This is a genomic window from Streptomyces sp. NPDC055239, assembly GCF_053606205.1.
Map to the genome: position 1 here is coordinate 416,187 of NZ_JBSGRD010000002.1, position 25,346 is coordinate 441,532.

Sequence of the window (25,346 nt, forward strand, 5' to 3'; positions counted from 1 at the left end):
TCGGGGTAGGGCTGCTGCCGAAGACCCGTCCCCTGACAATGGAGCCCTACGTGCCCGCTTCCACGATGCTTCTCTCCGCTCTCTCCAAACAGGTCTCCGGTCCTGACTCCGGACTCGACGGCTCCTGCTCCTGCGGCTGCCTGGAGCCGCCCCTGACCAGCGAGCCCCCGCTGGCCGACGCCGCACCCCTGACCAGCGAGCCGCCGCTCGCCGACGCCGCCCCGCTGACCAGCGAGCCGACCTCCACCGGCACCGCGTCGGGCCTGGACTACATGGGGGTCTAGATGGCCCCACCCGAAGCCACCGATCCCATCGGCCCCACTTCGACCGGCGCCACCGGACTTTCCCGCCTTGCCGCCCTGCACGGCGTGGCGACTTCTTACTCCCCGTCACCGGACCGAACGGTTCCGGCCACCGACGCCGCGGTGATCGCGGCCCTGGCCGCCCTCGACGTGGACGCGAGCACACCCGAGACGGTGCGCCGCGCCCTCACGGACCGTGAGACGGAGCTGAGCGCCCGGCTGCTGCCGCCGACGGTGGTGGTGTGGCTGGGCGGCCCTGACGTGCCCCCGCCCTGGTCGGGCCTGCCGCCGGGCACGAGGCTCTCCGTGGAGACGGAGCAGGGGGAGCGGGTGGAGTGGGAGACGCCGGGTGATGATCGGGCGCAGGGGCTGCCGCCGGGTGATCAAGCACAGGGGCTGTCGCCGAGTGACCGGGTGCAGGCGCTGCCGCCGGGCGTTCATCAGCTTCGAGCCGAGACCCCGGACGCCCGCACGGCCACCGCCCACCTCGTCGTCGCCCCGAACCGCTTGCCGCCCCCGCGCGCGAACACGTACGGGATGCTCGTCCAGCTCTACTCCCTCCTCTCCCGCCGCTCCTGGGGCATGGGCGACCTCGGTGACCTCGCCGAGCTCGCCGCCTGGTCCGGGCGCGCCCTGGGTGCGGGATTCGTGCAGGTCAACCCGTTGCACGCGGCGGTGCCTAAGCCACCGGACGGGCCGTCCGACCCCTCTCCCTACCGCCCTTCCTCGCGTCGCTTCCCCGACCCCGTCCATCTGAGGGTCGAGGACGTTCCCGAGTACGCGCACCTGGCGGGCGAGGCCCGCGACCGGGCGGCCGACCTCACGCGCCGGGCCGCCGCACTGCGCGAGTCCGTGCTCCAGCAGGGCCAGTTGATCGACCGCGACGCGGTCTGGGAGCTCAAGCTCGAGGCCCTGGAGCTGATCCACGAGGTCCCGCTCGGCCCCGGACGGCGCGCCGCCTACAACGACTTCATCGCCGAGCACGGCGAAGCCCTCGAGGACCACGCCACCTGGTACGCGCTCGCCGAGCGGTACGGCCCCGACTGGCACACCTGGCCCGCGCCCCTGCGCGACCCCGCGTCGCCCCGATCCGCCCGCGCCCGCCGCGAGTTGATGGACCGCGTCGACTTCCACTGCCGTCTCGCCTGGCTCACCGACGCCCAGCTCGCGGCCGCGCAGCGCTCCGCGCGCGACGCGGGCATGGACATCGGCCTGGTGCACGACCTCGCGGTCGGCGTACATCCGGCCGGGGCCGATGCCTGGGCGCAGCAGCGGCACTTCGCCGCGGGCATGTCGGCCGGTGCCCCGCCGGACGCGTTCAACGCGCGCGGCCAGGACTGGGGCCTTCCGCCCTGGCGCCCCGACCGCCTCGCCGAGTCCGGATACGCCCCCTACCGCGCCCTCCTGCGCGGACTGCTCCGGCACGCGGGCGCGATCCGCATCGACCATGTGATGGGGCTCTTCCGGCTCTGGTGGGTCCCGGAGGGCCGCGCGCCCACCGAGGGAACGTACGTCCAGTACGACGCCGAAGCGATGCTCGCCGTCCTCGCCCTGGAGGCGCACCGCGCGGGCGCCCTCGTCATCGGCGAGGACCTCGGCACCGTAGAGCCGGGTGTCCGCGAGACCCTGCAGCGGCACGGCGTGCTCGGCACGTCCGTGCTCTGGTTCGAGCGGGACTGGGCCGGTACGGGACGGCCGCTGCCGCCCGAGCGGTGGCGCGCGGACTGCCTGGCCACCGCCACCACCCACGACCTGCCGTCCACAGCGGCCCGGCTCAGCGGCGAGCACGTCCAACTCCGCGACCGGCTCGGTCTGCTGACCCGCCCGGCGGCCGTGGAGCAGGCCGAGGCGGCGGCCGACGTGTCGGAGTGGCTCGGGCTGCTCTCCCGGCTCGGGCTGCTGCCCGGTGGCGGTGGCAACGAGCAGGAGGAGATCCGCGCCGTCCACCGCTTCCTGCGCGCCACCCCGGCCCGCATGATCGGCGTATGGCTGCCGGACGCGGTCGGCGACAGGCGCCCGCAGAATCTGCCCGGCACCTGGGAGCAGTACCCCAATTGGCGGCTGCCGATCGCCGACGCCGAAGGGCGCCCCGTCACCCTGGAGGAACTCGCCGCGTCGCCGCGCCTGCACGCGTTCATGGACGTGTTCACGGACGGGTTCCGCTCGCGCCGAAAGCCCCGTACGGCACCCCCGGGCGCGCGGCCCGTTTAGCCATTCGCTACGTTGGCACCGTGGACAAGAAGAACGCTCTGCGCGCCGGTGCCCTGGCTTCCGGTACGACGCTGATGATGCTGCTCATGTCGTCCCCCGCGCTCGCGTACATGCAGGACGACGGTGATGACCCGGGTCCGGGCCTGAGCGTGGTCGAGACGCTGGGTCTCTATGTCGTGGCGCCCATCGTGCTGTTCCTGGTGATCGCGGGCCTCGTCATGGTCGGTGACAAGTCCCGCAAGCAGGAGAAGCAGGGCTGACGCTTCACTTTCCGAGTTCTCCGTAGGGGGCTCTTCGTCGGCGCGTACGCGACACACGCGTACGTGCCGACGAAGAGCCCCCTACGCATGTCGTGGCACGTACGTCACGTACGTCACGGCCGCTCGGCCGTGAGATAACGCTGGACCGTCGGCCCGACCCATTCCGCGATCTCCTCGCCGGACAGCGCGACCGTCGGCGGGAAGCGCAGCACATAGCGGGTCAGCGCCATGCCGAGGATCTGCGAGGCGCAGAGCCCGGCCCGTTTCGGCGCGTCGGCGGGATCGGGGCAGACGCGGCGCGCGACCGGCAGCAGCTGGTCCCTGAAGATGCCCTGCATGCGCTCGGCGCCCGCCGTGTTCGTGATGCCGACGCGGAGCATCGCGGTCAGCACCCCGTCGTTCTCCCAGATGTCGAAGAAGTGGCTCACCAGGGCGCGCCCGACGTCCTCACGCGGCACCGCGGTGAGATCGGGCAGGCGCAGATCGATGGAGCAGGCCGCGGCGAACAGGCCCTCCTTGTTGCCGTAATAGCGCATCACCATCGACGGGTCGATCCGCGCGTCCTTGGCGATGGCGCGGATGGTGGCCCGTTCATAGCCGTCAGCGGCGAACCGCTCGCGGGCGGCGGCGAGGATCGCGCCGCGGGTCGCGTCGGAGCGGCGGGGCGGTGCCGCGACTTCCTCGGTCGCCCTGCTCGCCCTGCTCGTCTTGCTCGCCGCGGTCACTGGATCGGGTGCGCTTTCGGTCATGCCAACAAGCGTAGGCCAACATGTGTTGACAGTCCATGACGGCGGTTCTACGTTGGCCAACAAGCGTTGACCAACAGTTGTTGGCACAAGGAGGCCGCCATGAACGGAACCCAGACCCAGGACACCGTGATCGTCGTCGGCGCCGGCCCCACCGGGCTGCTGCTCGCCGGAGACCTGGCGGCCGCGGGCGTCCCCGTCACCCTCCTCGAAAAGCGGCCGCACGGGATCAGCAACCTCTCGCGCGCCCTGGTGCTGCACGCCCGCACCCTCGAACAACTCGACGCGCGCGGCCTCGCCGACGAACTGGAGGCCATGGGCAGGACGCTCGGCAGTCTGCGGTTCTTCGCCCGCCTCGACGTGGACTTCGGCGAGTTGCCCTCGCGCTACAACCACATCCTCGTCCTGCCGCAGTACGAGGTGGAGCGAGTCCTCGAACGGAGGGCGATCGCGGCCGGTGTCGACTTCCGGTACGGGAGCGAGGTCACCGGACTCACCCAGGACACGGATGGCGTGACCCTCGAAGTCCGGGGCCCCGGCGGCGGGTCGAGCACACTACGGGCGGCGTACGTCGTCGGCGCCGACGGGCTGCACAGCCCGGTCCGCGAGGCGATCGGCCTGCCCTTCCCCGGGAAGTCCGTGATCCGCTCGCTCGTCCTCGCCGACGTGAAGCTCGCCGAGAAGCCCGCGTCGATGCTCACCGTGAACGCCGCCGGTGACGCCTTCGCCTTCATCGCGCCCTTCGCCGACGGCTATTACCGCGTCATCGGCTGGAACCGCGCCCACGACGTCCCCGACAGCGAGCCCCTCGGCCTCGAAGAGGTCAAGGAGATCGCCCGGCTCGCGCTCGGCCGCGACTACGGCATGCATGACGCCCGCTGGATGTCCCGCTTCCACAGCGACGAGCGCCAGGCGCCCGCGTACCGGGTCGGCCGGGTCTTCCTCGCCGGGGACGCCGCGCATGTCCACACCCCGGCGGGCGGTCAGGGCATGAACACCGGCCTCCAGGACGCCGTGAACCTGAGCTGGAAGCTGGCGGCGGTGGTCAACGGCCGTGCGCCGGAAGGCCTGTTGGACACCTATCAGTCGGAGCGGCACCCCATCGGCAAGGCGGTCCTGCGCAGCAGCGGCGGGATCGTGCGGCTCGCGATGGTCAAGCGCCCGTGGTCGCGCGCGGGCCGTGCCGTGCTCGCGTCCTTCATCGGCGCCGTGCGCCCGGTCCGCGACAAGGCGATCGGCCAGATCAGCGGCATCGGCTACACCTACCCCGCCCCGAAGGGCGCCCACCGCATGGCCGGACACCGCGCTCCGGACATCGCGCTCAAGGAGGGGCGGCTCTACGAGGTCCTGCGCGAGGGCGAGTTCGTACTGATCGTCCCGGAGGGCGCTGACGCGGAGTACGGCGCGGGGCGTGCCGTCGTGACGCACTGGACGAGCGGGCGGCGTACGACCGTTCTCGTCCGTCCTGACGGGTACGTGGCGTGGGCTGCGGACGAGGTGGACGCGGGTGCGGGTGCGGTGCGGGCGGCGCTGGGGGAGTGGGGCGCGGCGGCGTGACGGCGGCGCACGAGGCGTACCGTTCAGTCAATTGTTCAGTCCACCTTCAAAGAACCCTCGAAAAGATTCGATGGACCTGATGGGTGAGGAGGTGTGACGGTAGCCCCACAACCAACCAAGAGATCCCCGCCGGGTGGTGGAGAGAGACCAGGGATATCAGTGACGGTCCTGGACCGGACGACCTCCATCCATGCCGCGTCGACGCCGAGCAAGGCGCCGCACCGGGCCGCACGCCCCATAGGCACCGGCCTCGCCCTCGCGGCGCTCGCCACCGTCGTCTGGTCGGGCAGCTTCGTCACCTCGCGGGCCCTGGCCGACAGCGTGCCGCCCATTCAGCACGCGTTCTGGCGCTGGATCATCGCGATCGCGGTGGTGGCGCCGTTCGCCGCGCGGCAGACATGGCGGCAGCGGGCCCTGCTCCGGGGGCACCTGCGCTTCCTGCTCCTCGCCTCCCTCCTCGGCGTCACCATCTACAACACCCTGGTCAACCAGGCGGGCGTCACCACCACCGCGGGCAACATGGGCATGATCATGGCGGCGTCGCCGGTCCTGATGGCGGTGTACGAACGACTCGGCGGCGCGAAGCTCGGGGCGCGGCGCGTGACGGGCATGCTGATCGCCTGCGCGGGCGTCCTGGTCCTGGTCTCCGGGGGATCTCTCGCCATGGACTTCGCGGTGGGTGACCTGTGGGTGATCGCGGGCGCCGTCGCCTTCGGCTCGTACAGCGCGCTGCTCAAGCGCAAGCCGACGGAGATCGGCGGACTGCCGTTCCTCTTCGCGACGTTCACGCTCGGCGCGCTGATGCTGCTTCCGGTGTTCGTGGCCAGCTATGTGCTCCAGGGCGGCTTCGAGCCCACCCTCGGGACGGTGTCCCCGCTCCTGTACGTCGGTGTCGTCTCGTCCGCGATCGCCTTCTTCGCCTGGAACAAGGCCATCTCGATCATCGGCGCCGCCCGCGCGGGGGTCATCTACTACCTCCAGCCGGTGTGCGTCGCCCTGCTCTCCTTCGCGCTGCTCGGCGAGGCGATGGGGTGGCTCCAGGTGATGTGCATGGGGCTGATCCTGGGCGGGGTCGTGCTCGGCTCGGCGCGTACGAAGTAGGGGGCGCGTCCGGTGGGATCACCTCTCCTGACCAGTCGGTACGTTGACTCCATGAGCGAGTGGGACATCAAGAAACTGCAGATCCTGCGTACGTTGAGCGAGCGGGGCACGGTCACCGCGACGGCGCGGACGCTGCAGATGACGCCGTCGGCGGTGTCGCAGCAGCTGTCCAACCTCGCGAAGCAGCTGGGGGTGCCGCTCCTGGAGGCGCACGGGCGGCGGGTCCGCCTGACGGACGCGGCACATCTGGTGCTCCGGCACGCGGAAGCGGTCTTCGCCCAGCTGGAGCGTGCGGACGCGGAGTTGGCGGCGTACGCGCAGGGCGAGGCGGGGGAGGTGCGGGTCGGCGCCTTCTCGACCGCGGTGCCCGCACTCGTGGTCCCCGCGGTGCGGGAGCTGCGGGCCGCGGCGCCCGGGATCTCGGTGCGGGTCCGTGAGGCGGAGGCGGCACAGGCGTACGAGCTCCTTGCCGCGGGCGAGGTGGACGTCGCCCTCTCCCTGGCGGTGACGGCGCCGGCGCCCGGGGACGCGGACACGCGCTTCACGCGGGAGTCGCTCCTCGCGGATCCGCTGGACGTGGCGCTGCCCGGCGACCATCCGCTGGCGGCGGCCGAGGGGCTCCGGCTCGCGGATCTGGCCGGGGAGCCGTGGATCTTCGGGGGCAGCGGTCCCTGGTCGGAGATCACGCGTGCGGCGTGCGAGGGAGCCGGATTCACGCCGGAGCAGGCGCATTCAGCCTCCGGCTGGACGGCGATCCTCGCGATGGTGGAGGCGGGGATGGGGGTGGCCCTCGTCCCGCGCATGGCGGCGGTCCGCCGCGACGACGTGGCGATGCGCGAGCTGACCGCGGACCGGCCGCGGCGGCATGTGGTGGCGGCGGTGCGCCGCGGGGCGGCGGGGGGCGCCGCGGTGAGCAGGGTGCTTGGGGCGTTGCGGGGGGCGGCGGACCCTGGCTGAGAGCCTCCGCACGGCCGCGTGCGGTCTCGAAGTCGGAAGGAGCTGCTCAACCACCTTTCGGCGAGGCGTCATTGAGTCGTATCCATCCGAAAATGCCCGCCGGGCGCCCATGGCAAAATCAGCGGGTGCAGATAGGGATGCTGGGCCCATTCGAGGTGCGTACCGACGACGGTGGCCTGGCCGACGTGCCGGGTGCGCGGCTGCGCGGGCTGTTGATCGCCCTCGCGCTCAGGCCGGGGCAGGCCGTGCCGAAGGCGTCGCTCGTCGACTGGATCTGGGGAGAGCACCCGCCCGCCGACGCGGCGAACTCCTTGCAGCGCTTGGTTTCCCGGCTGCGCAAGGTCCTGCCGGGTGGCGTGGTCGAGGGGCAGACCGACGGCTACCGGCTGAGGGTCGAGCCCGACGCCGTCGACGCCGTGCGGTTCGAACGTCTCGTCGTCGCGGGCCGGGCTACCGGCACCGAGGACGGTCCCCGGCGGGTGCGGCTGCTGCACGAGGCCATCGGGCTCTGGCGCGGTGCGGCGATGCAGGACGTCGGTCTGCAGGACAGCGCCGCGTTCGACGCCGCGATCGTCCGCCTCGAAGGGCTGCGCCTGACCGCCACGGAGGATCGGGCCGACGCTGAGGTCGCTCTCGGGCGCGGCGCGGAGATGGTCACGGAGCTGACCGACCTGGTGGCCGCGCATCCACTGCGGGAACGGCTCGTCGCCGCGCTGATACGCGCCCTCGCCGCGGCCGGTCGTGACAGCGAGGCGCTCCTTGTCCACCAGCGTGCCCGGGAGGCCCTGTCCGACGCACTGGGCGTCGACCCCTCGCCGGAGCTCGCCGCCCTGCACGTCGCCCTGTTGCGGGGCGAGTTGGGGCAGAGGCAGGAGAGCCGTAAGACCAACCTGCGTGCCGAGCTGACCACCTTCGTCGGCAAGGAGGCCGATGTCGCCGCCGTCCGCGAGCTGATCGCCGAGCACCGGCTCACCACCGTGATCGGACCCGGCGGCTCGGGCAAGACCAGGCTGGCCACGGAGACCGCGCGCACGCTGCTCGGCGACCTGCCGGACGGGGTCTGGCTCGTGGAACTCGCGGCCATCGGCGCGGACGGCGACGTGGCACAGTCGACGCTCGCCGGTCTCGGCCTGCGGGACGCCCTGCTCGGCGGCGCCCCGAACGCGGAGCTGACGGACCGGCTCATCGCCGCGATCCGCGAACGGGACACGCTGCTGATCCTGGACAACTGCGAGCACGTGATCGAGTCGGCTGCGGTGTTCGCCCACCGGATGCTGGGGGAGTGCAGAGGGCTGCGGATCCTGGCGACGAGCCGGGAGCCGCTCGGCATCACCGGGGAGGCGCTGTGGCCGGTCGAGCCGCTCGCCCTGCCCGAGGAGGGCGCGGGCCCGGCGGAGATCGAGTCCTCACCCGCCGTGCAGCTCCTTCGGGACAGGGCCGGGGCGGTGCGCAGGGACCTCGCGGCCGACGCCCGCACGCTGTCGACGATGGTGCGCGTCTGCCGGGCCCTCGACGGGATGCCGCTGGCGATCGAACTGGCCGCGGCCAGCCTGCGCACGATGTCCGTCGATCAGCTCGCCCACCGGCTCGACGACCGGTTCCGCCTCCTCACCAGCGGCAGCCGGACCGCGCTGCCCCGGCACAAGACGCTGCGTGCGGTGGTCGACTGGAGCTGGGACCTGCTCACCGACGCCGAACGGACGGTGCTGCGCAGGCTCTCGGTGTTCTCCGGCGGGGCGAGCCCGGAAGCGGCCGAACGGGTCTGCGCGGGCCGTGCGGGTGAGGGCGTCGAGCGGGAGCAGGTGCTCGAACTGCTCACCGCGCTGACCGAGAAGTCGCTCCTGGTCGCCGATGCCGGAAGCACCCCGCGCTACCGCATGATCGGCACGATCAAGGAGTACGCCGGGCACCGGCTCGCGGAGGCGGGGGAGTCGGAGTCGGCGCGCCACGCGCATCTCGCCCACTTCACCGAACTCACCGAGACCGCGGAGCCGCATCTTCGCCGAGCCGAGCAACTGGAGTGGCTCGCCGCGCTCGACGCCGAGCACGACAACATCAACGCGGCGATGCGCGGCGCGCTCGCGGCGGGCGAGGCGCAGGCTGCGATGCGCCTCGCGGCGAGCACGGGCTGGTACTGGTGGCTCGCGGGGCACAGAACAGAGGGCATCGAGCTGATCACCGCGGCCACCAGGACGCCGGGCGAGGTGACCGACGAGGTCAGGGCCATGGCGTACCTGCTGGTCGTGCTGTTCGTGAGCTCCGGCCGTGGCGACGCGCAGGAGGCCGCGGAGTCCATCAACAAGGCGCACCGGTTCAGCCGGCTCAGCCGGAACGGCTCCCCGCTGCTCGAGCTCGTGACCGCGATGGAACGCATGCTGCACGGGACCGACGCGGCCCTGTCCGCGTTCGAACCGCTGCTCGACAGCGAGGACCCATGGGTGCGTGCCCTCGCCCGGCTGCACATGGGCAAGTCGCGCATCATGCTCGGCCACGGCGGAAGGGACGCGGACGCACACCTTGAGACGGCGCTCGCCGAGTTCCGGGAGCTCGGCGAACGGTTCGGGATCTCCTTCGCCCTGAGCGAGCTGGCGGACCGGATCGCCGTGCGCGGTGAGTTCACCGGTGCGTGCGCGTACTACGAGCAGGCAGTCGCGGTCGTCACCGAGGTCGGTGCCACCGAGGACGTCATCAGGTTGCGGTCGTTGCAGGCGCGGCTGTACCGGCTGCTCGGCGACGAGGACGCCTGCGCGGCGGCCATCGCCGAGGCGCAGCGGTGCGCGGAGCGGGTCACCTGGCCGAACGCGCTGGCCGAGCTCGCCCTCGCGAGGATGGACATCGCCCGGTGGGGCGGCGACACCGAGGAGGCGCGCCGCCAACTCGGTGTCGTAACGGCCCTGCTGGGCGACGAAGCGGAGGGGGCGAACATCCGCGTGATCACGCAGGACGTGCTCGGCTACCTCGCCGACGACCTGGGCGAGGCCCGGGATCACCGCGCCGCGGCCTGCGAGGCGGCGTCCGACGCGGGGCACGAGATGCTGATCGCCCATGTGCTCGTGGGGGTCGCGGACCTGGCACTGCGCCGCGACGAGCCCGAGCAGGCCGCGCGTCTCCTCGCGGCGAGCGCGGGCGTACGAGGCCTGCGGGACCGTTCGAGTCCCGACGTGGCCCGGATCGAGCAGACCGCGCGGAGCCGCCTCGGCGACGCGCGGTACGCCGAGGCGGCGGAGGAGGGGACGCGGACCAACTGGTCCCGTCTTGTCGAGATCACGCTCGCTCCCTGAGAGCCGAACGTGTGGTCACGCCCGCTTCTTGAACGTGGAGACCGCCCACACGTACCCGACGAGGGCGAGCCCGACGCACCAGACGACGGCCGTGATCGCGTCGCCGCTCGACGGGTTGCCCGCAAGCAGCCCGCGAAGCGTCTCGATGATCGGGGTGAAGGGCTGGTACTCCGCGAACTGCCGCACGCCGGCCCCCATCGTGTCCGCGGGGACGAACGCGCTGCTCAGGAAGGGCAGCATGATCAGCGGCACGGTGGCGAAGCCCGCCGACTCCACCGACTTCGCGGCGAGACCGAGGGCGACGGTGAGCCAGCTGGTCGAGAAGCTGAGCAGCAGGACGAGACCGAGTACGCCGAGCCAGTCGAGGGCGCTCGCCGCCGGGTCGAACCCCATCGCGAAGGCCACCGCGACGATGGCCGCGCAGGCCACCAGGCAGCGCACGGTGGTGACGACGACGTGCCCGGTCATCATGGCGCCGCGGGACACGTCCATGGTCTTGAACCGGTTGATGATGCCCTTCGTCATGTCGTCGTTCACGGCCGCCGACGTGGCCCCGAGGCCGTAGCTGATGGCCATCACGAGCAGACCCGGCGTGGCGTAGTCGATGTAGTTCTCACCGACGCTGAACGCGCCGCCGAACACCTTGACGAACATCAGCATCATCACGATCGGGAACAGGACCGCGTTGAACACCGTGGTCGGGTTCCGCATGGTGTGCTTCAGATTGCGGCGCAACATGATCGCCGAATCGGCCAGTGAGGTCGAGAAAGCAGCTGTCCGGACAGTACTCACAGTGCGGCCGCCTTCGTGCTCGTGTTCGTGCTCGGGCTCGTGCTTGTGCTCGGGCCCGTGTTCTCGGTCAGGGCGAGGAAGACGTCGTCGAGGTCCGGTGTCTGCACGGAGAACTCCGCCGCGTTGAGCTCATGTTCGTCGAGCCGGTCGAGGAGGGCCTTCAGCGACCTCGACTCACCGTCGCTCGGCACCCGCAGGGTCAGCTCCTCGTCGTCCCGCGTGGACCCGGCCAGAATCCGCGCCGCGACGTCGAGTTCGTGGAGCTCGGCGAACCGGAGCCGGACATGGGTGCCGGGGATCTGCCGCTTGAGCTCCTCGGGGGTGCCCTCGGCGACGAGGCGGCCCCGGTCGAGTACCGCGATCCGGTCGGCGAGCTGGTCGGCCTCGTCGAGGTACTGGGTGGTGAGGAAGATGGTGGTGCCCTCGGCGACGAGCTCGCGGACGATTCCCCACATCGTGCGCCTGCTGCGCGGGTCGAGGCCCGTCGTCGGCTCGTCCAGGAAGATGATCTGCGGGTTGCCGACCAGCGTCATCGCCAGGTCCAGCTTGCGGCGCATACCGCCGGAGTAGGTCGCCGTCATCTTGTCCGCCGACTCCGCCAGGTCGAACCGTTCGAGGAGCCCCGCGACCACCCGGTCGCCGGAGCGCACGCGCTTGAGGTCCGCCATGAGGCGCAGGTTCTCCCGGCCCGAAAGGAGCTCGTCCACCGCGGCGAACTGACCGGTCACGCCGATGGACGCGCGCACCTGCCTGGTCGCGGTCGCCACGTCGTGCCCGGCGACGCGCACCGTCCCGGCGTCGGCCTTGAGCAACGTCGCCAGGACGTTCACCGTGGTCGTCTTGCCCGCCCCGTTCGGGCCGAGCATCGAATAGACCGACCCCGCGGCGACTTCGAAGTCGATGCCGTCGAGGACGACCTTGTCGCCGTATGCCTTGCGCAGTCCCGCGACTGCGATTGCGCTTGCCGAATTCTTCATGTCCCCACCGTGGCCACGGGCGCTGTCACGCACCTGTCACCCCGCTGACATGGCCCCTGACACGGCCACTGGCAGGGCTACTGACACGGCCCACCCGATTGCCTCAGGGCAATCGGGTGGGCCGCGTCCTGCGACTACGGGAGCGCTACGCGTCCGCCGCCTGCGCCCGCAGCGCCCGCTCCACGCCCGCACGGGATTCCGTGATCAAGCGGCGCAGGGCCGCCGACGGGTCCGCGGAGGCGAGCCACGCGTCCGTCGCGTCCAGGGTCGCCTGCGACACCTGGAGCGAGGGGTAGAGGCCCACCGCGATCTGCTGCGCCATCTCGTGCGAGCGCGAGTCCCACGCGCCCTTGACCGCCGCGAAGAACTTCTCCGTGTACGGGGCGAGGAGTTCGCGCTGGTCGGTCTGGATGAAGCCGCTGATCACGGACTCCTGGATCGAGTTCGGGAGCTTGTCGGACTCCACGACCGAGGCCCAGGCCTCCGCCTTCGCCTCCGCCGTGGGCCGCGCAGCGCGCGCCGCCGCCACGTGCCGCTCGCCCGCGGACGTCTTGTCGCGCTCCAGCTCCGCCGCGATCCCGGCCTCGTCGAGCCGTCCCGTCGCCGCGAGCCGGTGCACGAAGGCCCAGCGCAGCTCCGTGTCCACGGCGAGGCCCTCGATCGACTGCTTCCCGGAGAGCAGCCCCTCCAGGAGGTCGAGCTGCTCGTCCGTACGCGCCGCCGAAGCGAACGCACGCGCCCACGCCAGCTGGTGGTCGCCGCCGGGCTCCGCCGAGCGCAGGTGCGAGAGCGTCGCGTCCGTCCAGCGGGAGAGCGCCTCCTCGCGACCGGACGGGGCCGCGTACAGCTCGAGGGCCATCTTCACCTGGCGGTGCAGGGACTGGACGACCCCGATGTCCGACTCCTTGGCGATACCGGACAGGACGAGGGACAGATACTCCCGCGTGGGGAGTTCCGCGTCCCGCGTCATGTCCCACGCCGACGCCCACGAAAGGGCGCGCGGCAGCGACGCCTCGAAGTCACCGATGTGCTCGGTGACGAACGCGAGCGACTCCGCGTCGAGACGGACCTTCGCGTACGAGAGGTCGTCGTCGTTCAGGAGGATCACCGCGGGACGCGCGCGGCCCACAAGATCGTCCACCGACGTCAGTTCGCCGTCCACGTCCAGCTCCACGCGGTCCGTGCGGAGGAGCTTGCCGCTGTCGTCGTCGAGGTCGTACAGGCCGATCGCGATCCGGTGCGGGCGCAGCGTCGGCTCGCCCTTCGCGCCCGTCGGGAGGGCAGGGGCCTCCTGCTTCACGGCGAACGACGTGATCTTGCCGGAGGTGTCGACGTCCACGACAGGGCGCAGGACGTTGATGCCCGCCGTCTGAAGCCACTTCTTCGACCAGGTCTTGAGGTCGCGCCCGCTGGTCTCCTCAAGGGCGCCGAGCAGGTCGGACAGGCGCGTGTTCCCGAACGCGTGCGCCTTGAAGTAGGCCTGCACGCCCCGGAAGAACTCGTCGTCGCCGACGTACGCCACGAGCTGCTTGAGGACGCTCGCGCCCTTCGCGTACGTGATGCCGTCGAAGTTGACCAGGACGTCGTCCAGGTCCTGGATGTCGGCCATGATCGGGTGCGTGGACGGCAGCTGGTCCTGGCGGTACGCCCATGTCTTCATGGAGTTGGCGAACGTCGTCCAGGACTGCGGCCAGCGCGAGTTCTCCGCGTACGCCTGGCAGGCGATGGACGTGTACGTGGCGAACGACTCGTTCAGCCAGAGGTCGTTCCACCACTCCATCGTCACCAGGTCGCCGAACCACATGTGGGCCAGCTCGTGGAGGATGGTCTCCGCGCGCGTCTCGTACGCCGCGTCCGTCACCTTCGAACGGAACACGTACTGGTCGCGGATGGTCACCGCGCCCGCGTTCTCCATCGCGCCCGCGTTGAACTCCGGCACGAAGAGCTGGTCGTACTTGGCGAAGGGGTACGCGTAGTCGAACTTCTCCTGGAACCAGTCGAAGCCCTGCCGCGTGACCTCGAAGATCGCGTCCGAGTCGAGGAACTCCGCGAGCGAGGGGCGGCAGTAGATGCCGAGCGGAACCGACTGGCCGCCAGGACCCTCGTACGAGCTGTGGACCGAGTGATACGGACCGACGATGAGCGCCGTGATGTACGTCGAGATGCGCGGCGTGGGCTCGAAGACCCAGACGTCACCGCTGGGCTCGGGCGTCGGCGAATTCGAGATGACCGTCCAGCCGGACGGCGCCTTCACGGTGAACCGGAACGTCGCCTTGAGATCGGGCTGTTCGAAGGACGCGAAAACGCGGCGCGCGTCAGGGACCTCGAACTGCGTGTAGAGATAGGCCTGTTGGTCGACCGGGTCGACGAACCGGTGCAGTCCCTCACCCGTGTTGGTGTAGTCGCAGTCGGCGACCACCCGCAGCTCGTTCGGCCCCGCCTCCAGGTGCTTCAGCGCGATGCGCGAGTCACGGAAGACGGCGGCCACGTCCAGCGAGTGGCCGTTCAGGACGGCCTCGTGGACCGCGGGGGCCACCAGGTCGATGAAGGTCTCGGCGCCCGCCTCCGCGGAGTCGAAGCGCACCGTGGTCACCGACCGGTAGGTGCCGCCCTCCTGGGCGCCGGAGAGATCGAGGTCGATCTCGTACGAGTCAACGGTGAGCAGCTTCGCCCGCTGCTGCGCCTCTTCGCGGGTCAGATTCGTGCCGGGCACGCGGTCATCTCCTCAGGAACGTCAGGTACGACTTGTGGCGTTTCCAGCCATCCTTCCACGTGGGTCCACGGGCATGGCGAGGCATCGGCCACCGGCCGCCGGGCGGGATTGTTCGCAGGCTGCCGTGCCGCTAACATCCGCGCGTCGGCTCACGCCCCGGGGGGAGCGTTCATGAGACCCAGACCATTGCCGCGATTACCAGGATTGCGACGATTACCCGGCGCGGGGTGTGCCCCGTGATCGACGTGCTCATCGTGGGAGCCGGGATCGGCGGGCTCACCACCGCGCTCAGTCTGCACGCGGCGGGGATCGGGGTGCGGGTCGTGGACGCGGTCGACTCGCTGCGGCCCGTCGGGGTCGGCATCAACCTTCTCCCGCACGCGGTGGGCGAGCTGACGGAACTCGGCCTGGGCGCCGAACTGGCCGCCACGGGCATACCGACCGCCGGGGTGCTCCACTTCGACCGGCACGGCAACCACATCTGGGGCGAGCCGTTCGGGCTCGCCCGCGGCCACCACTGGCCGCAGTACTCCTTGCACCGGGGCGCGCTCCAGCTGATCCTCCTCGAAGCGGTGCGCGAACGCCTCGGCGACAACGCTGTCCAGACCGGTACGGCGTACGTACGGCACTCCGACGGGGAGGGGGCCGGGGTGGTGCGGGTGACCCTGCGGGACGTGTGGCGAGGGCGGGAGTTCGTCGTGCCGGTGCGGGCCCTGGTCGGGGCCGACGGCCTGTACTCGGCGGTGCGGTCCTGCCTGCATCCCGGGGAGGGGCCGCCGCTGTGGAACGGCGTCCGCATGTGGCGGGGCGTCACCGAGTGGGAGCCGGTGCTCGGCGGCAGGACGATGGCGATCGCGGGCAGCAACGCGGCCACGAAGCTCGTCGTCTACCCGATCTCGCGGGAGGCGGAGGTACGGGGGCGGGCGCTGCTCAACTGGGTGGCCGAGGTGCGGTATCCGGTGCACCACCACGGGGCGCAGGGCCCAGCGGACTGGAACCGTTCGGGACGCCTGTCCGACGTGCTTCCGCACTTCTCCGGATGGCGGATCGGGGACCTGGACGTGCCCGCGCTGCTCGCGGCGACCGGATCGACGGGGCGGATCCTGGAGTACCCGATGGTGGACCGGGACCCACTGCCCTGGTGGGGCCGCGGCCCCGTGACCCTGCTCGGCGACGCGGCCCATCCGATGTACCCCGTGGGGTCGAGCGGCGGCTCGGAGGCGGTGCTCGACGCGCGGGTGCTCGCGCGCTGCTTGGCCCTTGCCGGGGTGGACCGGGTGGCTGGGCTGCGGGCCTATGAGGCGCAGCGGTGGGGGCCGGCCAATGCGGTTGCCCTCGCCAATCGGGCGATGCCGGTGGACGAGGTGTTGCGGGTGGTGGCCGAGCGGGCCCCTGAGGGGTTCGCTCGGGTGGAGGACGTTTTGACGAGGGAGGAGTTGGCGGGGTTGGGGGAGGGGTATCGGCGGATGCGGGGGTATTGGTAGCGGTTCTTTCCCCAACCCCGCCCCTTCCCGCGAACCCGCTCGGCGCGGGGGCCAAAACCCAGCCCCTCCGGCGTTTGAGGAGCGGGGTCTGGGGCGGAGCCCCAGGTAGGCCCGGGGCGCAGGCACGGTTTTCGGGAAGGGGCGGGGTTGGGGAAAGCAACGTCTGAATTCCGCCAGCCCCCACCCACCCGCACGCGCGAAGCTCGGCACATGAACACGACCACGAACCTGGCTTACACCCCCCGCCCCATCACCCCCACCACCCTCAAGCAACTCCGCGACACAGACGACGCAGGCCGCCCCTGCGCCCCCTACGTCGACAGCGAAGGAGGCGACCCCCTCCGCTGCTGCCTGCGCCCCATCGCCCCCGGCGACCACGTCGCCCTCGTCTCGTACGCCCCCCTGCGCCGCTGGGCCGAGGAGACCGGCGCCACCCCCGGCGCCTACGACGAGCAGGGGCCCGTCTTCATCCACGCCGAGGAGTGCGAGGGCCCGGCGCAGAGCAGCGAGGAGTACCCCTTCGCGCGCCCCGGCGCCCTGCGCACCCTCCGCCGCTACAACGCCCAAGGCCACATCACCGGCGGCCGCCTGCTGGAGATCCCGGACCCGGCGACGGAAGGCTTCGACGCCGCCTTCGCGGAGGCCTTCGCCGACCCGGAGGTCGCCCTCGTGCACGTCAGAGCAGTCGAGTACGGCTGCTTCCTCTTCGAGGTCCGCCGCCCTTAGGCAACCGCCCCCACCGCCCGCGCGAACGCCCGCACCCGCTCCGTCTCCGCGTCCCCGCGCCACACCATCCCGAGCACCGAATCCGGCAGCCCCTCCACCGGCACGAACGTGACGTCACGCCGCCCGTGGTACTCCGCCGTGGGGCGGCACAGCAGCATCGCCCCGCGCTCGGCGGCGACCAGCGTCAGCCCCTCCTGGAGGGTGCGCACTCGCGGCGCGGTCGTGGGCGCGGCCGACGTCGACGGAGCCTGCGCCGCGCGCCAGTACGCGGGCGCGGGAGCCGTCGCGGAGATCAGCGGGGTCCCGGCCAGCTCGTCCGCGTGCAGCGCCGCACGGCCCGCGAAGGGATGACGTACCGAGACCGCGACCGTCTGCTGCTGGCGGGAGAAGAGCGGGCCGAGCACCAGATCCGGTTCCTCGACGGGCAGCAGCACGATCGCCGCGTCCACGTCCCCGTGCCGTACCGCCCCGAAGGGATCCGCGAACGGCACCTCCACGATCTCCGTCACACAGCCCGGATGCCGCTCCTGGAAATCGGTGATCGCCCCCATCAACCGTGCGTCCACCGTCCCCTGGAAGCCGATCCGCAGCCGCCCCGTGACTCCCCGCGCCGACTCCCGCGCCGCGTCCACCGTGGCGCTCAACGTCTCGTACGCCGGGCGCAGTTCGGCCAGAAATCGCATCCCCGCCGGAGTCAGCCGCACCCGCCGGCTCGACCGCTCCACGAGCCTCGTGCCGATCCGCCGCTCCAGATCCCGCAGCAACTGGCTTACGCGGCTCTGCGAGACGTAGAGCCGCTCGCCCGCACGGCCGAAGTGCAGTTCGTCGGCGAGCGCGATGAAGCATTCCAGCTCCCGAATCTCCAGCACCTGCGCCCCCTCATCCATGAGCCATCCATGAGCCTCGCTCATTCAAGGATGAGATCTTCGCCGTTGTTCCCCAGGGGCGCCCGGCGAAGGCTTGACCTCATGAAAGACCTCGTGAAAGACCTCCCCCAGCGCTCCCTGCCCCTACCCCTGTCCGTCCTCACCGTCGCCGCCACCACCTTCTCCGTCGTCACCACGGAAATGCTGCCGGTCGGCCTCCTCACCTCGCTCTCCTCCGGGCTCGGAGTGTCCGACGGCACCGCGGGCCTGACCGTCACGCTTCCCGGAGTGGTCGCGGCACTCGCAGCGCTGCTGCTTCCGGTCGCCGTGCGGCGCGCCGACCGGCGGACGGTGCTGTGCGTCCTGATGGTCCTGCTCGCCGCCGCCAACCTCCTCTCCGCGCTCGCGCCCGCCTTCGGCGTGCTGCTCGCCGCGCGGGTCCTTGTGGGGGTCTGCATCGGGGGCGTGTGGGCGATCGCGGCCGGGCTCGGCGTACGGCTCGTGCGTGAGGAGTCGGCGGGGCGGGCCACCACGGTGATCTTCAGCGGGATCGCGGTGGCGTCCGTGCTCGGCGTCCCCGCCGGTACGTTCCTCGGCGAACTCGCGGGCTGGCGCTGGGCGTTCGCGGTGATGGGCGCGTTCGCGCTCGCGGTCACCGGGCTGCTCGCGGCGGCGCTTCCCGCGCTGCCCGCTTCGGCGGCCGTACGGCTCACCGCGTTCCCCGAGCTGCTGCGGAACGTCCGGCTGCGGGCGGGCCTCGTTGTGGTGCTGCTCCTGGTGACCGGGCACTTCGCCGCGTACACCTACGTCCGCCCCGTCCTGGAGCGCGTTCCCGACCTGGGCGCCGGGCTGATCAGCGGCCTGCTCCTCGTGTACGGGATCGCGGGCATCGTCGGCAACTTCGCGGGCGGCGCGTTCGCGGCCCGCGATCCGCGCCGTGCGCTGCTCGCCATCTCCGCCACGCTTGCCGCCGTGGTCCTGCTGCTCGGCCCCGCGGGCGGCTCGCTCCTCGCGTCGGTGGCGCTGCTCGTCGCGTGGGGCCTGGCTTACGGCGGGGTCTCCGTCTCGGCACAGGCCTTGATACTCGCCGCCGCGCCCCACGCCCGTGAGGCGGCGTCGGCGCTCTTCGCCGGGGCGTTCAACGCGGCGATCGCCCTGGGCGCGCTGACCGGCGGCCTGGTGGCGGACGGCTTCGGGACGACGGAGGTCCTGTGGCTCGGGGGCGGTCTCGCCGCCCTTGCCCTGCTCGTCGTGGGGTATGCGAAGGGGGCGGGCACCGAACAACGGTGCCCGCCCCCATCCGCGTAAGACCTCAGCTCATGAACTTCAGCCCTTGAGCTCGGCCGCCACCAGCTCCGCGATCTGCACCGCGTTCAGGGCGGCGCCCTTGCGGAGGTTGTCGTCGGAGATGAAGAAGGCCAGGGCGTTCTCCGCGGTCTCGTCGTTGCGGATACGGCCCACGAAGGCGTCGTCCTTGCCCGCTGCGACCAGCGGGGTCGGGACGTCCGTGAGGACGACGCCCTCGGCCGACGCGAGGATCTCGGTGGCGCGCTCGGCGCTCAGCGGACGCTCGAAACGGGCGTTGACCTGGAGGGAGTGACCGGTGAAGACCGGCACGCGGACGCAGGTGCCGGAGACCTTGAGGTCCGGGACCTCGAGGATCTTGCGGGATTCGTTGCGGAGCTTCTGCTCCTCGTCGGTCTCGTTCAGACCGTCGTCGACGATGGAGCCCGCCATCGGAAGGACGTTGTACGCGATCGGCGCGACGTACTTGTTCGACGCGGGGAACTCGGTGGCCGAGCCGTCGTGCGTGAGCTTGGGCGCGTCGTCGCCGACCTTCTTGACCTGCTCGAAGAGCTCGTCGACACCGGCGAGGCCCGAGCCGGACACGGCCTGGTACGTCGCCACGACGAGCGCGGTGAGACCGGCCTCAGCGTGCAGCGGCTTCAGGACCGGCATGGCAGCCATCGTCGTGCAGTTCGGGTTGGCGATGATGCCCTTGGGGCGGTCCGCGATCGCGTGCGGGTTGACCTCGGAGACGACCAGCGGGACCTGGGGGTCCATCCGCCAGGCCGACGAGTTGTCGATCACGACGGGACCCTGCGACGCGACCTTCTCGGCGAGCGCCTTCGATGTGGCGCCACCCGCCGAGAACAGGACGATGTCAAGGCCGCTGTAGTCGGCCGTGGAGGCGTCCTCGACCGTCACACCGTCGAGGGTCGAGCCGGCCGAGCGGGCCGATGCGAACAGGCGCAGCTCGTCGATCGGGAAGTCCCGCTCGACGAGGATCTTGCGCATGACCGTGCCGACCTGACCGGTGGCTCCGACGATTCCGACCTTCACAGGGATGTCCTCCGTATGTGCATGGGCATAGGCGTTGGCCTGTGCGTTCCATCATGCGTCTGTCCACGGTCACCTTGTCCAATCCATTGTCCGGAGTTCGGGATGTCACATTTCCGCGCACCTTGATCGAACCCGGATCGGACCTGGATCGAACGTTCCGGGCGCCCCCTGCGTCGTAGAAGAAACGCGGGGACGGGAGGGGTGTCTTGCTGCGCGGAAGAACGCGACGGGACAGGCAGGACCATCGGGACCACATAGAACGGCCGGATCCGCTCGACGCGGCCCAGGAGGACCGGGTGCGGGCGGTGCTCGCGCTCGGCGGAGTGCCGTACGCCGATCTGCCCGACGGCGTCCAGCAGGTCAGGCTCAAACTCCTGGAGCGGGCGGCGGACGGGCACGACGCGCCACGTGACGTGTCCGCCTGGGCGGCGGTCGTCGCCTCCAACCTCGCCATGGACTGGCACCGGGCGCGCCGCAGGCAGGAGCGGCTCGGGGAGCGGCTCGCCGTGCTGTGGCGGGAGGCCACGGACGAGGACGGGGCGGAGTCGAGGGCGCTGTCCATGGCGGTGACCCAGGGTCTCGACGCGCTGCCCGACACCCAGCGGCAGGTCGTCGTCCTGCGTTTCTACGCCGATCTGCCGGTGCGGGCGATAGCCGACGAGCTCGGCATCCCGGAGGGCACGGTCAAGAGCAGGCTGCATACGGCGGTACGGGTGCTGCGGACGCGGCTGCACGAGGGCGAGGTGGTGTGACGGTGGCGAAGGACAAGCTGGCCAAGGACGAGTACGACGCGCACGACCCGCTGATGCTCGCCCTCACGGACGAGCCCGCGCCCGCGGCCTTCGGCCGTGACCCGGAGCTCGCCGCGGAGCATGCCGCGGCTGTGGCGGACGTCGCACTGCTCCGGGAGCACATCGGGGCGGCGGGCCGGGCGCTTGCGGCTCCGGAGCCGGAGCCGGTACCGGCGTTCGAGCGGGTGGTCGCCGTACGCCCTGCCGGTGTCCGGCGGCGGCGGCGCCTGGCGATCTCGCTCGGCGTGGCCGCGGTCTCGGCGGCCGCCTCGCTGGTGGGCGGGCTCGCCTGGCTCGCTCTGGACGGCGGGGGCGGGATGAACAAGAGCGGCGACTCCGACACGGCCAAGGGAGCGGCGCCGGATGCGGGGGACCACAGGGAGGACGGCGGCGCCTCGGACCAGAAATCCGGGGTGTACGTGGCCTGCGCCCGGCTCGTCGTGGAAGGCACGGTGAAACGGGTGGAGCCGGTCTCCGGCGGCGTCCAGGACCGGATCGTCCTGGACGTGACCCGCTACTACAAGCCGACCAAGGGGGCGAAGCAGGTCACGTTCGTGATGGACGTGAACGTGGACCCGCGCCTGCGGCCGGGCGACCGCACCCTGATCGGCATCCCGAAGGGGGAGGCCTCGCCGGACATCTGGTCCAAGGGCGAGAAGGACCTCGCCGAGAACCGGGCGTGGATCGAGCGGGACCTGCGGAAGGGGAAGGGGACGGGGAACGAGAAGGGGATGAAGTGCTGAGCGGCGCGGACACACGCCGGGCGTAGAACACCGGCCGGGCTGGAATCATCCAGCCCGGCCGGTGCGTGCGATCGGCTACGTGTGATCGGCTGCTACGGAGCCGTCACCTTCTCGATCAGGACACTGCCGGTACCGGCAACCGTGCCCCGCCCGTTCAGGAGAGCCACCTCACCGAACAGCTGACGCCCCTCGGCCGCGGGTGCGTCCGCCGCGACCTCGGCGGTGACCTGGGCGGAAGCCCCGTTCGCCAGCTTCACCGGCGCCGACCCGTCGACCTTGACGGAGCCGAGCGCGCCCGAGAAGAAGACGTCGCGATAGTCGTACGCGGTGGTGCCGGACGGTACCGAGTAGCCCGCCACCTCGATCTCGTACGTCCCCGCCGCGGGCTTCGTGAGGCTGACCGACTCCTCGGAGTCGCCCTCCGCCGACGAGCCCACGACCTTGCCGTCCTTCAGGACCGACAGGTCGAGGTCGGCCGCGACGTCCGCCGTCGACCCGATGGCGACGTCGAGCCGCTCCGCGCCCTCGGGCACGACCACGGTCGTCGTCTGCGTCTCACCCTGCTTGATCGACGGCCGCGCCGCCTTCGCCGAGCCGAGCGAACCGCCCTTCAACTTGCCTTCCACCGCGGCGAAGTTGTTCGTCACCTTCCAGGAGACGGGCGTCGGCGTACCGACCTTCGCCTCCGGAACCGTCTGCACGGCCGGGTCGAAGGCGACACCCAGAGCGGAGACGTCCAGCTTGTAGGGGTTGTCCAGGAGCGGGGACGTCCTGCGCGACTCGACCTCGATCTCCCACACGCCCGCCTGCGGCTCGGGGTACGAACGCAGGTCGGGGCGGCAGGTGTTGGCCGGGTTGTCGTAGTTCGCGTAGCAGACGAGCGACGACGTCGAGTCGATCGGAACGCCGTACGGGTGCACCGCGATGAACCGCGTCTGGCTCTTGCCCTTCAGGCCGCCGAGCGCGACCTCCAGGGACTTGGCGCCCTTGGGGACCGTCACGAAGTACGACTGGGTGCTGTTGCGCTGCACCGAACCGGACTTCGAGAACGTGAACGCGGGCTTCGCGAGCGGCGAGGAGATGACGACCGTCGACATGATCTGCTGGTCGACGCCCTCGGTGCGCTCGTCGTCGACGGTCAGGATCGCGCTGTGCAGCCCGGCCGACCCGGCCTTCGCCTGCACCTTCACGGTGACCGGCTTGTTCAGCGGTAGCTTCACCTCGTCGTCGCCGAGCAGGCGGAAGGTGCCCTCGTGGTTGTTGACCAGGTCGAGCTCGTGACGGACGGAGCGGTCCGGGCCCGAGGTGCGGGTGATCGTGACGTCGTACGTCCGCTTCTCGCCGGTCTTCAGGCCGCCCTCGCGGTCGTAGATGCCGGTGCCGGGATTCTTCAGCTCCTGGTCGAGCGCGGTGTCGACCGGGGCCTTCACCGTGTACGAGTACGCCTTCGCGTCGTCCTTGATGGCCTTCCAGGCGTCGACGATGTCGATCAGGCCCGTGCCCTGGGCGTACGCCTGCTCACCGCGGATGTGGCTCGCCGTCGAGGTGAGCGCCGTGCGCAGCTTCGCCGGGGGCAGGGCGATGTGCTCGCGCTTGGCGGCGGAGAGCAGGAGCGCCGATGCGCCTGCCGCCTGCGGGGACGCCATCGATGTGCCCTGAAGCATCGAGTACCCGGCCGGGAGCTTGTAGCCGGCCTCGGCGACCGGGGCGCCCGGCAGCCAGGTCTGCGTGGTGTTGATGGCCGAGCCCGGCGCCGAGATGATCGGCGCGAAGCCGCCGTCCTCGCGCGGACCGCGCGAGGAGAACGGCATCATCGCGTACGACTTCTTCACCGCGGAGCCGTAGTTGGCGGCCCAGGTCTCCTTGGAGATGGAGGCGCCGACGGAGATGACCTTGTCGGCGAGGCCGGGGTCACCGATGGTGTTCGCGCCGGGGCCGCTGTTGCCCGCGGAGATCACCAGCTGCACGCCGTACTCGTCGATGAGGCGCTTGTAGAGCAGGGCGCGCGCGTTGTTGCCGTCGTTCAGCGCAGGGAGGCCGCCGATCGACATGTTCACGATGTCGACGCCGCGCTTCGTGACGAGGTCGATCATGCCCTCGGTGAGCGCGATGTTCGTGCAGCCGCCGGACCAGGTGCAGGCGCGCGACGAGACCAGCTTGGCGCCGGGCGCAGCGCCGTTCATCTTCTTGCCGCCGAACAGGCCGTTGGCCGCGGTGATGCCCGCGACGTGCGTGCCGTGCTCGGACTCGATGACGCCGATGTTGACGAAGTCGGCCTTCTTGCCGACCCAGTCACCGCCGTACGGGTCGGTCGGCACGTCCTTGCGGATCTCGACGACGAAGGGGACGCGCTCGACGACGTCGGTCGCCGGGTCGTCCTTGCCGAAGTAGGCGACCTGGTGGTCTTCCTTGTACGGCTTGAGCACCTCGTCGTCGGTGAAGTCGTTGTTGTCGTTCAGGTCGACGCGGACTGTCCCGGCCGCCGGGTCGTAGAGCACGCCCCAGCTGTCGGTGGTGTCGCCGTCGCGGTTGATGTCGCCGTTGGCGTCACCGCCGATGGTGGCCGACTCGCGGAAGCGGTTGACCTGGTAGGAGCCCGCGGGGGCCTTCCACGTCTCGCTGTCCCAGGTGAAGACGGGGCCTGTGACGGGGTTGGTCATCCGGCGCCAGGTGCCGTCCGCGTCCACGATCGGGTCGGTCGCGGTCACCCAGTCGGTGATCTTCCGCTCGCCCGTGGTGGTCTTCTGGAGCGCGGGGTGACCGAGGTCGACGCCGGAGTCCAGGATGCCGATGGTGGTGCCGCGGCCGTCCGCCTTCGGGTTCTTCTTCACGAAGTCGACGGCGCCCGTCTCGAAGGACGGGTTGTACGGGTTCTTCGCCGGGGTGTTCTTGCCGGGTCCGGCGTACGTCCCCTTGGCGGCGGGCTTCGCGCCCTTGGCCCGGTCGGCGGCGGGCGTCGGGTCGTCGAGCTCGATCTCGTGCCGCAGATCGATGCCGCGCACGGACGACAGCTTCCCGGCCGCCTTGATGGCCGCTTCGGCCTTCGCGGTGGGCACGGTGGCGCGTACGTAGCCGAGCTTGTCGTACGTCCGGCCGACCGAGCCGCCCTTGACGGCGTCGAGCTGGTCGGTGACCTGCTCGGTGGCGCCGGGTGCGGTGGCGACCATCATCGTGACGGTCTTCTCGCCGTCCGCCTTCGCGGCGGCGAGCAGCTCGGCGTCGGCCGAACCGAGCTTCTCCTCGGCGGACTTGGGTGTGGCCTGCTGGCCCCCGGGGTCGCCGTCGGCCGCGAGGGCCATGGGTATGGGCCCGGCGGCGGAGAGCGCGGCGGTCAGGCCGACGGCTATCGCGAGACGGGTCGTGCGTCTAGCACTGGATCTGTGCATCAGCGTCCCTGTACGTAAAGGTCGAAAAGGTCCGGAATCCGGAACCGGATGACCGCTCAGCCTTACGTAAGTGACTGCTGTTTGGGGAGAGTTGTCCGAGCTGTGATCAG

General features: G+C 71.2%; 19 protein-coding genes. 12 read left to right on the plus strand and 7 right to left on the minus strand.

Annotation, left to right across the window (positions count from 1 at the left end; translation table 11 throughout):
* Nucleotides 1-38: 38 nt before the first annotated feature.
* From ACWFRJ_RS08060 to ACWFRJ_RS08070, 3 genes are read left to right on the plus strand one after another with little or no spacing between them, the layout of a single operon-like run.
* Entirely contained in the window at nucleotides 39-284 is a 246-nt protein-coding gene (locus ACWFRJ_RS08060; RefSeq protein ID WP_453525602.1) for a hypothetical protein, read from the plus strand.
* Nucleotides 285-2,513, plus strand: a complete 2,229-nt coding sequence (gene malQ / locus ACWFRJ_RS08065) for a 4-alpha-glucanotransferase (protein WP_453525605.1) — start codon at nucleotides 285-287, stop codon at nucleotides 2,511-2,513.
* A gap of 20 nt (nucleotides 2,514-2,533) precedes the next feature.
* Nucleotides 2,534-2,773, plus strand: a complete 240-nt coding sequence (locus ACWFRJ_RS08070) for a hypothetical protein (RefSeq protein ID WP_453525608.1) — start codon at nucleotides 2,534-2,536, stop codon at nucleotides 2,771-2,773.
* A 113-nt stretch (nucleotides 2,774-2,886) separates the two neighbouring features.
* On the opposite strand, the gene ACWFRJ_RS08075 is transcribed toward ACWFRJ_RS08070, so the two are convergent.
* Nucleotides 2,887-3,522 (minus strand): TetR/AcrR family transcriptional regulator, encoded by a 636-nt coding sequence (locus ACWFRJ_RS08075; RefSeq protein ID WP_453525611.1) that lies wholly within the window; start codon nucleotides 3,520-3,522, stop codon nucleotides 2,887-2,889.
* A 99-nt stretch (nucleotides 3,523-3,621) separates the two neighbouring features.
* Here ACWFRJ_RS08075 and ACWFRJ_RS08080 point away from each other — a divergent pair, with 99 nt between their 5' ends.
* The 4 genes from ACWFRJ_RS08080 to ACWFRJ_RS08095 all read left to right on the plus strand — a co-directional run bounded on the left by ACWFRJ_RS08080 (nucleotide 3,622) and on the right by ACWFRJ_RS08095 (nucleotide 10,415).
* Nucleotides 3,622-5,076 carry an FAD-dependent monooxygenase gene (locus tag ACWFRJ_RS08080; protein WP_453525614.1) on the plus strand — a complete coding sequence of 485 codons (1,455 nt, stop codon included), beginning with the start codon at nucleotides 3,622-3,624 and terminating at the stop codon, nucleotides 5,074-5,076.
* A 159-nt stretch (nucleotides 5,077-5,235) separates the two neighbouring features.
* Nucleotides 5,236-6,177, plus strand: a complete 942-nt coding sequence (locus ACWFRJ_RS08085; protein WP_453525617.1) for a DMT family transporter — start codon at nucleotides 5,236-5,238, stop codon at nucleotides 6,175-6,177.
* 51 nt (nucleotides 6,178-6,228) lie between these two features.
* Nucleotides 6,229-7,134, plus strand: a complete 906-nt coding sequence (locus ACWFRJ_RS08090) for a LysR family transcriptional regulator (RefSeq protein WP_453525620.1) — start codon at nucleotides 6,229-6,231, stop codon at nucleotides 7,132-7,134.
* Between the two features lie 125 nt (nucleotides 7,135-7,259).
* Complete coding sequence (locus ACWFRJ_RS08095) at nucleotides 7,260-10,415, plus strand: BTAD domain-containing putative transcriptional regulator (protein WP_453525623.1); 3,156 nt, start codon at nucleotides 7,260-7,262, stop codon at nucleotides 10,413-10,415.
* A 15-nt stretch (nucleotides 10,416-10,430) separates the two neighbouring features.
* Here the strand turns inward: ACWFRJ_RS08095 and ACWFRJ_RS08100 are convergent, their stop codons facing one another.
* The 3 genes from ACWFRJ_RS08100 to pepN all read right to left on the minus strand — a co-directional run bounded on the left by ACWFRJ_RS08100 (nucleotide 10,431) and on the right by pepN (nucleotide 14,897).
* On the minus strand, nucleotides 10,431-11,153 hold the full coding sequence (locus tag ACWFRJ_RS08100; RefSeq protein ID WP_453527116.1) for an ABC transporter permease: 723 nt from the start codon (nucleotides 11,151-11,153) through the stop codon (nucleotides 10,431-10,433).
* A 50-nt stretch (nucleotides 11,154-11,203) separates the two neighbouring features.
* The gene (locus tag ACWFRJ_RS08105) at nucleotides 11,204-12,184 is read right to left on the minus strand and encodes an ATP-binding cassette domain-containing protein (protein ID WP_453525626.1); all 981 of its coding nucleotides are present in this window, start codon (nucleotides 12,182-12,184) and stop codon (nucleotides 11,204-11,206) included.
* Nucleotides 12,185-12,329: 145 nt separating this feature from the next.
* Nucleotides 12,330-14,897: an aminopeptidase N gene (pepN, locus tag ACWFRJ_RS08110; protein ID WP_453525628.1), complete on the minus strand. Its 2,568-nt coding sequence runs from the start codon at nucleotides 14,895-14,897 to the stop codon at nucleotides 12,330-12,332.
* Nucleotides 14,898-15,133: 236 nt separating this feature from the next.
* Here pepN and ACWFRJ_RS08115 point away from each other — a divergent pair, with 236 nt between their 5' ends.
* Nucleotides 15,134-16,381 (plus strand): flavin-dependent oxidoreductase, encoded by a 1,248-nt coding sequence (locus ACWFRJ_RS08115; RefSeq protein WP_453525631.1) that lies wholly within the window; start codon nucleotides 15,134-15,136, stop codon nucleotides 16,379-16,381.
* A gap of 210 nt (nucleotides 16,382-16,591) precedes the next feature.
* Entirely contained in the window at nucleotides 16,592-17,107 is a 516-nt protein-coding gene (locus ACWFRJ_RS08120) for a DUF1203 domain-containing protein (RefSeq protein WP_453525634.1), read from the plus strand.
* On the opposite strand, the gene ACWFRJ_RS08125 is transcribed toward ACWFRJ_RS08120, so the two are convergent.
* On the minus strand, nucleotides 17,104-18,018 hold the full coding sequence (locus ACWFRJ_RS08125) for a LysR family transcriptional regulator (RefSeq protein WP_453525637.1): 915 nt from the start codon (nucleotides 18,016-18,018) through the stop codon (nucleotides 17,104-17,106). The genes ACWFRJ_RS08120 and ACWFRJ_RS08125 overlap by 4 nt on opposite strands.
* A 57-nt stretch (nucleotides 18,019-18,075) precedes the next feature.
* Between ACWFRJ_RS08125 and ACWFRJ_RS08130 the strand changes: the two genes are divergently transcribed.
* Nucleotides 18,076-19,281, plus strand: a complete 1,206-nt coding sequence (locus tag ACWFRJ_RS08130) for an MFS transporter (protein WP_453525640.1) — start codon at nucleotides 18,076-18,078, stop codon at nucleotides 19,279-19,281.
* A gap of 18 nt (nucleotides 19,282-19,299) precedes the next feature.
* Here the strand turns inward: ACWFRJ_RS08130 and ACWFRJ_RS08135 are convergent, their stop codons facing one another.
* Complete coding sequence (locus ACWFRJ_RS08135) at nucleotides 19,300-20,316, minus strand: aspartate-semialdehyde dehydrogenase (protein ID WP_453525643.1); 1,017 nt, start codon at nucleotides 20,314-20,316, stop codon at nucleotides 19,300-19,302.
* 206 nt (nucleotides 20,317-20,522) lie between these two features.
* Here ACWFRJ_RS08135 and ACWFRJ_RS08140 point away from each other — a divergent pair, with 206 nt between their 5' ends.
* On the plus strand, nucleotides 20,523-21,068 hold the full coding sequence (locus tag ACWFRJ_RS08140) for a sigma-70 family RNA polymerase sigma factor (protein WP_453525646.1): 546 nt from the start codon (nucleotides 20,523-20,525) through the stop codon (nucleotides 21,066-21,068).
* Between the two features lie 2 nt (nucleotides 21,069-21,070).
* Nucleotides 21,071-21,850 (plus strand): hypothetical protein, encoded by a 780-nt coding sequence (locus ACWFRJ_RS08145; RefSeq protein WP_453525649.1) that lies wholly within the window; start codon nucleotides 21,071-21,073, stop codon nucleotides 21,848-21,850.
* 92 nt (nucleotides 21,851-21,942) lie between these two features.
* Here ACWFRJ_RS08145 and ACWFRJ_RS08150 read toward each other — a convergent pair whose 3' ends face one another.
* Entirely contained in the window at nucleotides 21,943-25,236 is a 3,294-nt protein-coding gene (locus ACWFRJ_RS08150; RefSeq protein ID WP_453525652.1) for a S8 family serine peptidase, read from the minus strand.
* Nucleotides 25,237-25,346: the final 110 nt, after the last annotated feature.

Coding starts and splice junctions, on each gene's coding strand:
- ACWFRJ_RS08060 (WP_453525602.1), top strand. CDS start 39: ATGGAGCCCTACGTGCCCGCTTCCACGATGCTTCTCTCCGCTCTCTCC.
- malQ (WP_453525605.1), top strand. CDS start 285: ATGGCCCCACCCGAAGCCACCGATCCCATCGGCCCCACTTCGACCGGC.
- ACWFRJ_RS08075 (WP_453525611.1), bottom strand. CDS start 3,522: ATGACCGAAAGCGCACCCGATCCAGTGACCGCGGCGAGCAAGACGAGC.
- ACWFRJ_RS08080 (WP_453525614.1), top strand. CDS start 3,622: ATGAACGGAACCCAGACCCAGGACACCGTGATCGTCGTCGGCGCCGGC.
- ACWFRJ_RS08090 (WP_453525620.1), top strand. CDS start 6,229: ATGAGCGAGTGGGACATCAAGAAACTGCAGATCCTGCGTACGTTGAGC.
- ACWFRJ_RS08100 (WP_453527116.1), bottom strand. CDS start 11,153: ATGTTGCGCCGCAATCTGAAGCACACCATGCGGAACCCGACCACGGTG.
- ACWFRJ_RS08105 (WP_453525626.1), bottom strand. CDS start 12,184: ATGAAGAATTCGGCAAGCGCAATCGCAGTCGCGGGACTGCGCAAGGCA.
- ACWFRJ_RS08120 (WP_453525634.1), top strand. CDS start 16,592: ATGAACACGACCACGAACCTGGCTTACACCCCCCGCCCCATCACCCCC.
- ACWFRJ_RS08125 (WP_453525637.1), bottom strand. CDS start 18,018: ATGAGCGAGGCTCATGGATGGCTCATGGATGAGGGGGCGCAGGTGCTG.
- ACWFRJ_RS08130 (WP_453525640.1), top strand. CDS start 18,076: ATGAAAGACCTCGTGAAAGACCTCCCCCAGCGCTCCCTGCCCCTACCC.
- ACWFRJ_RS08150 (WP_453525652.1), bottom strand. CDS start 25,236: ATGCACAGATCCAGTGCTAGACGCACGACCCGTCTCGCGATAGCCGTC.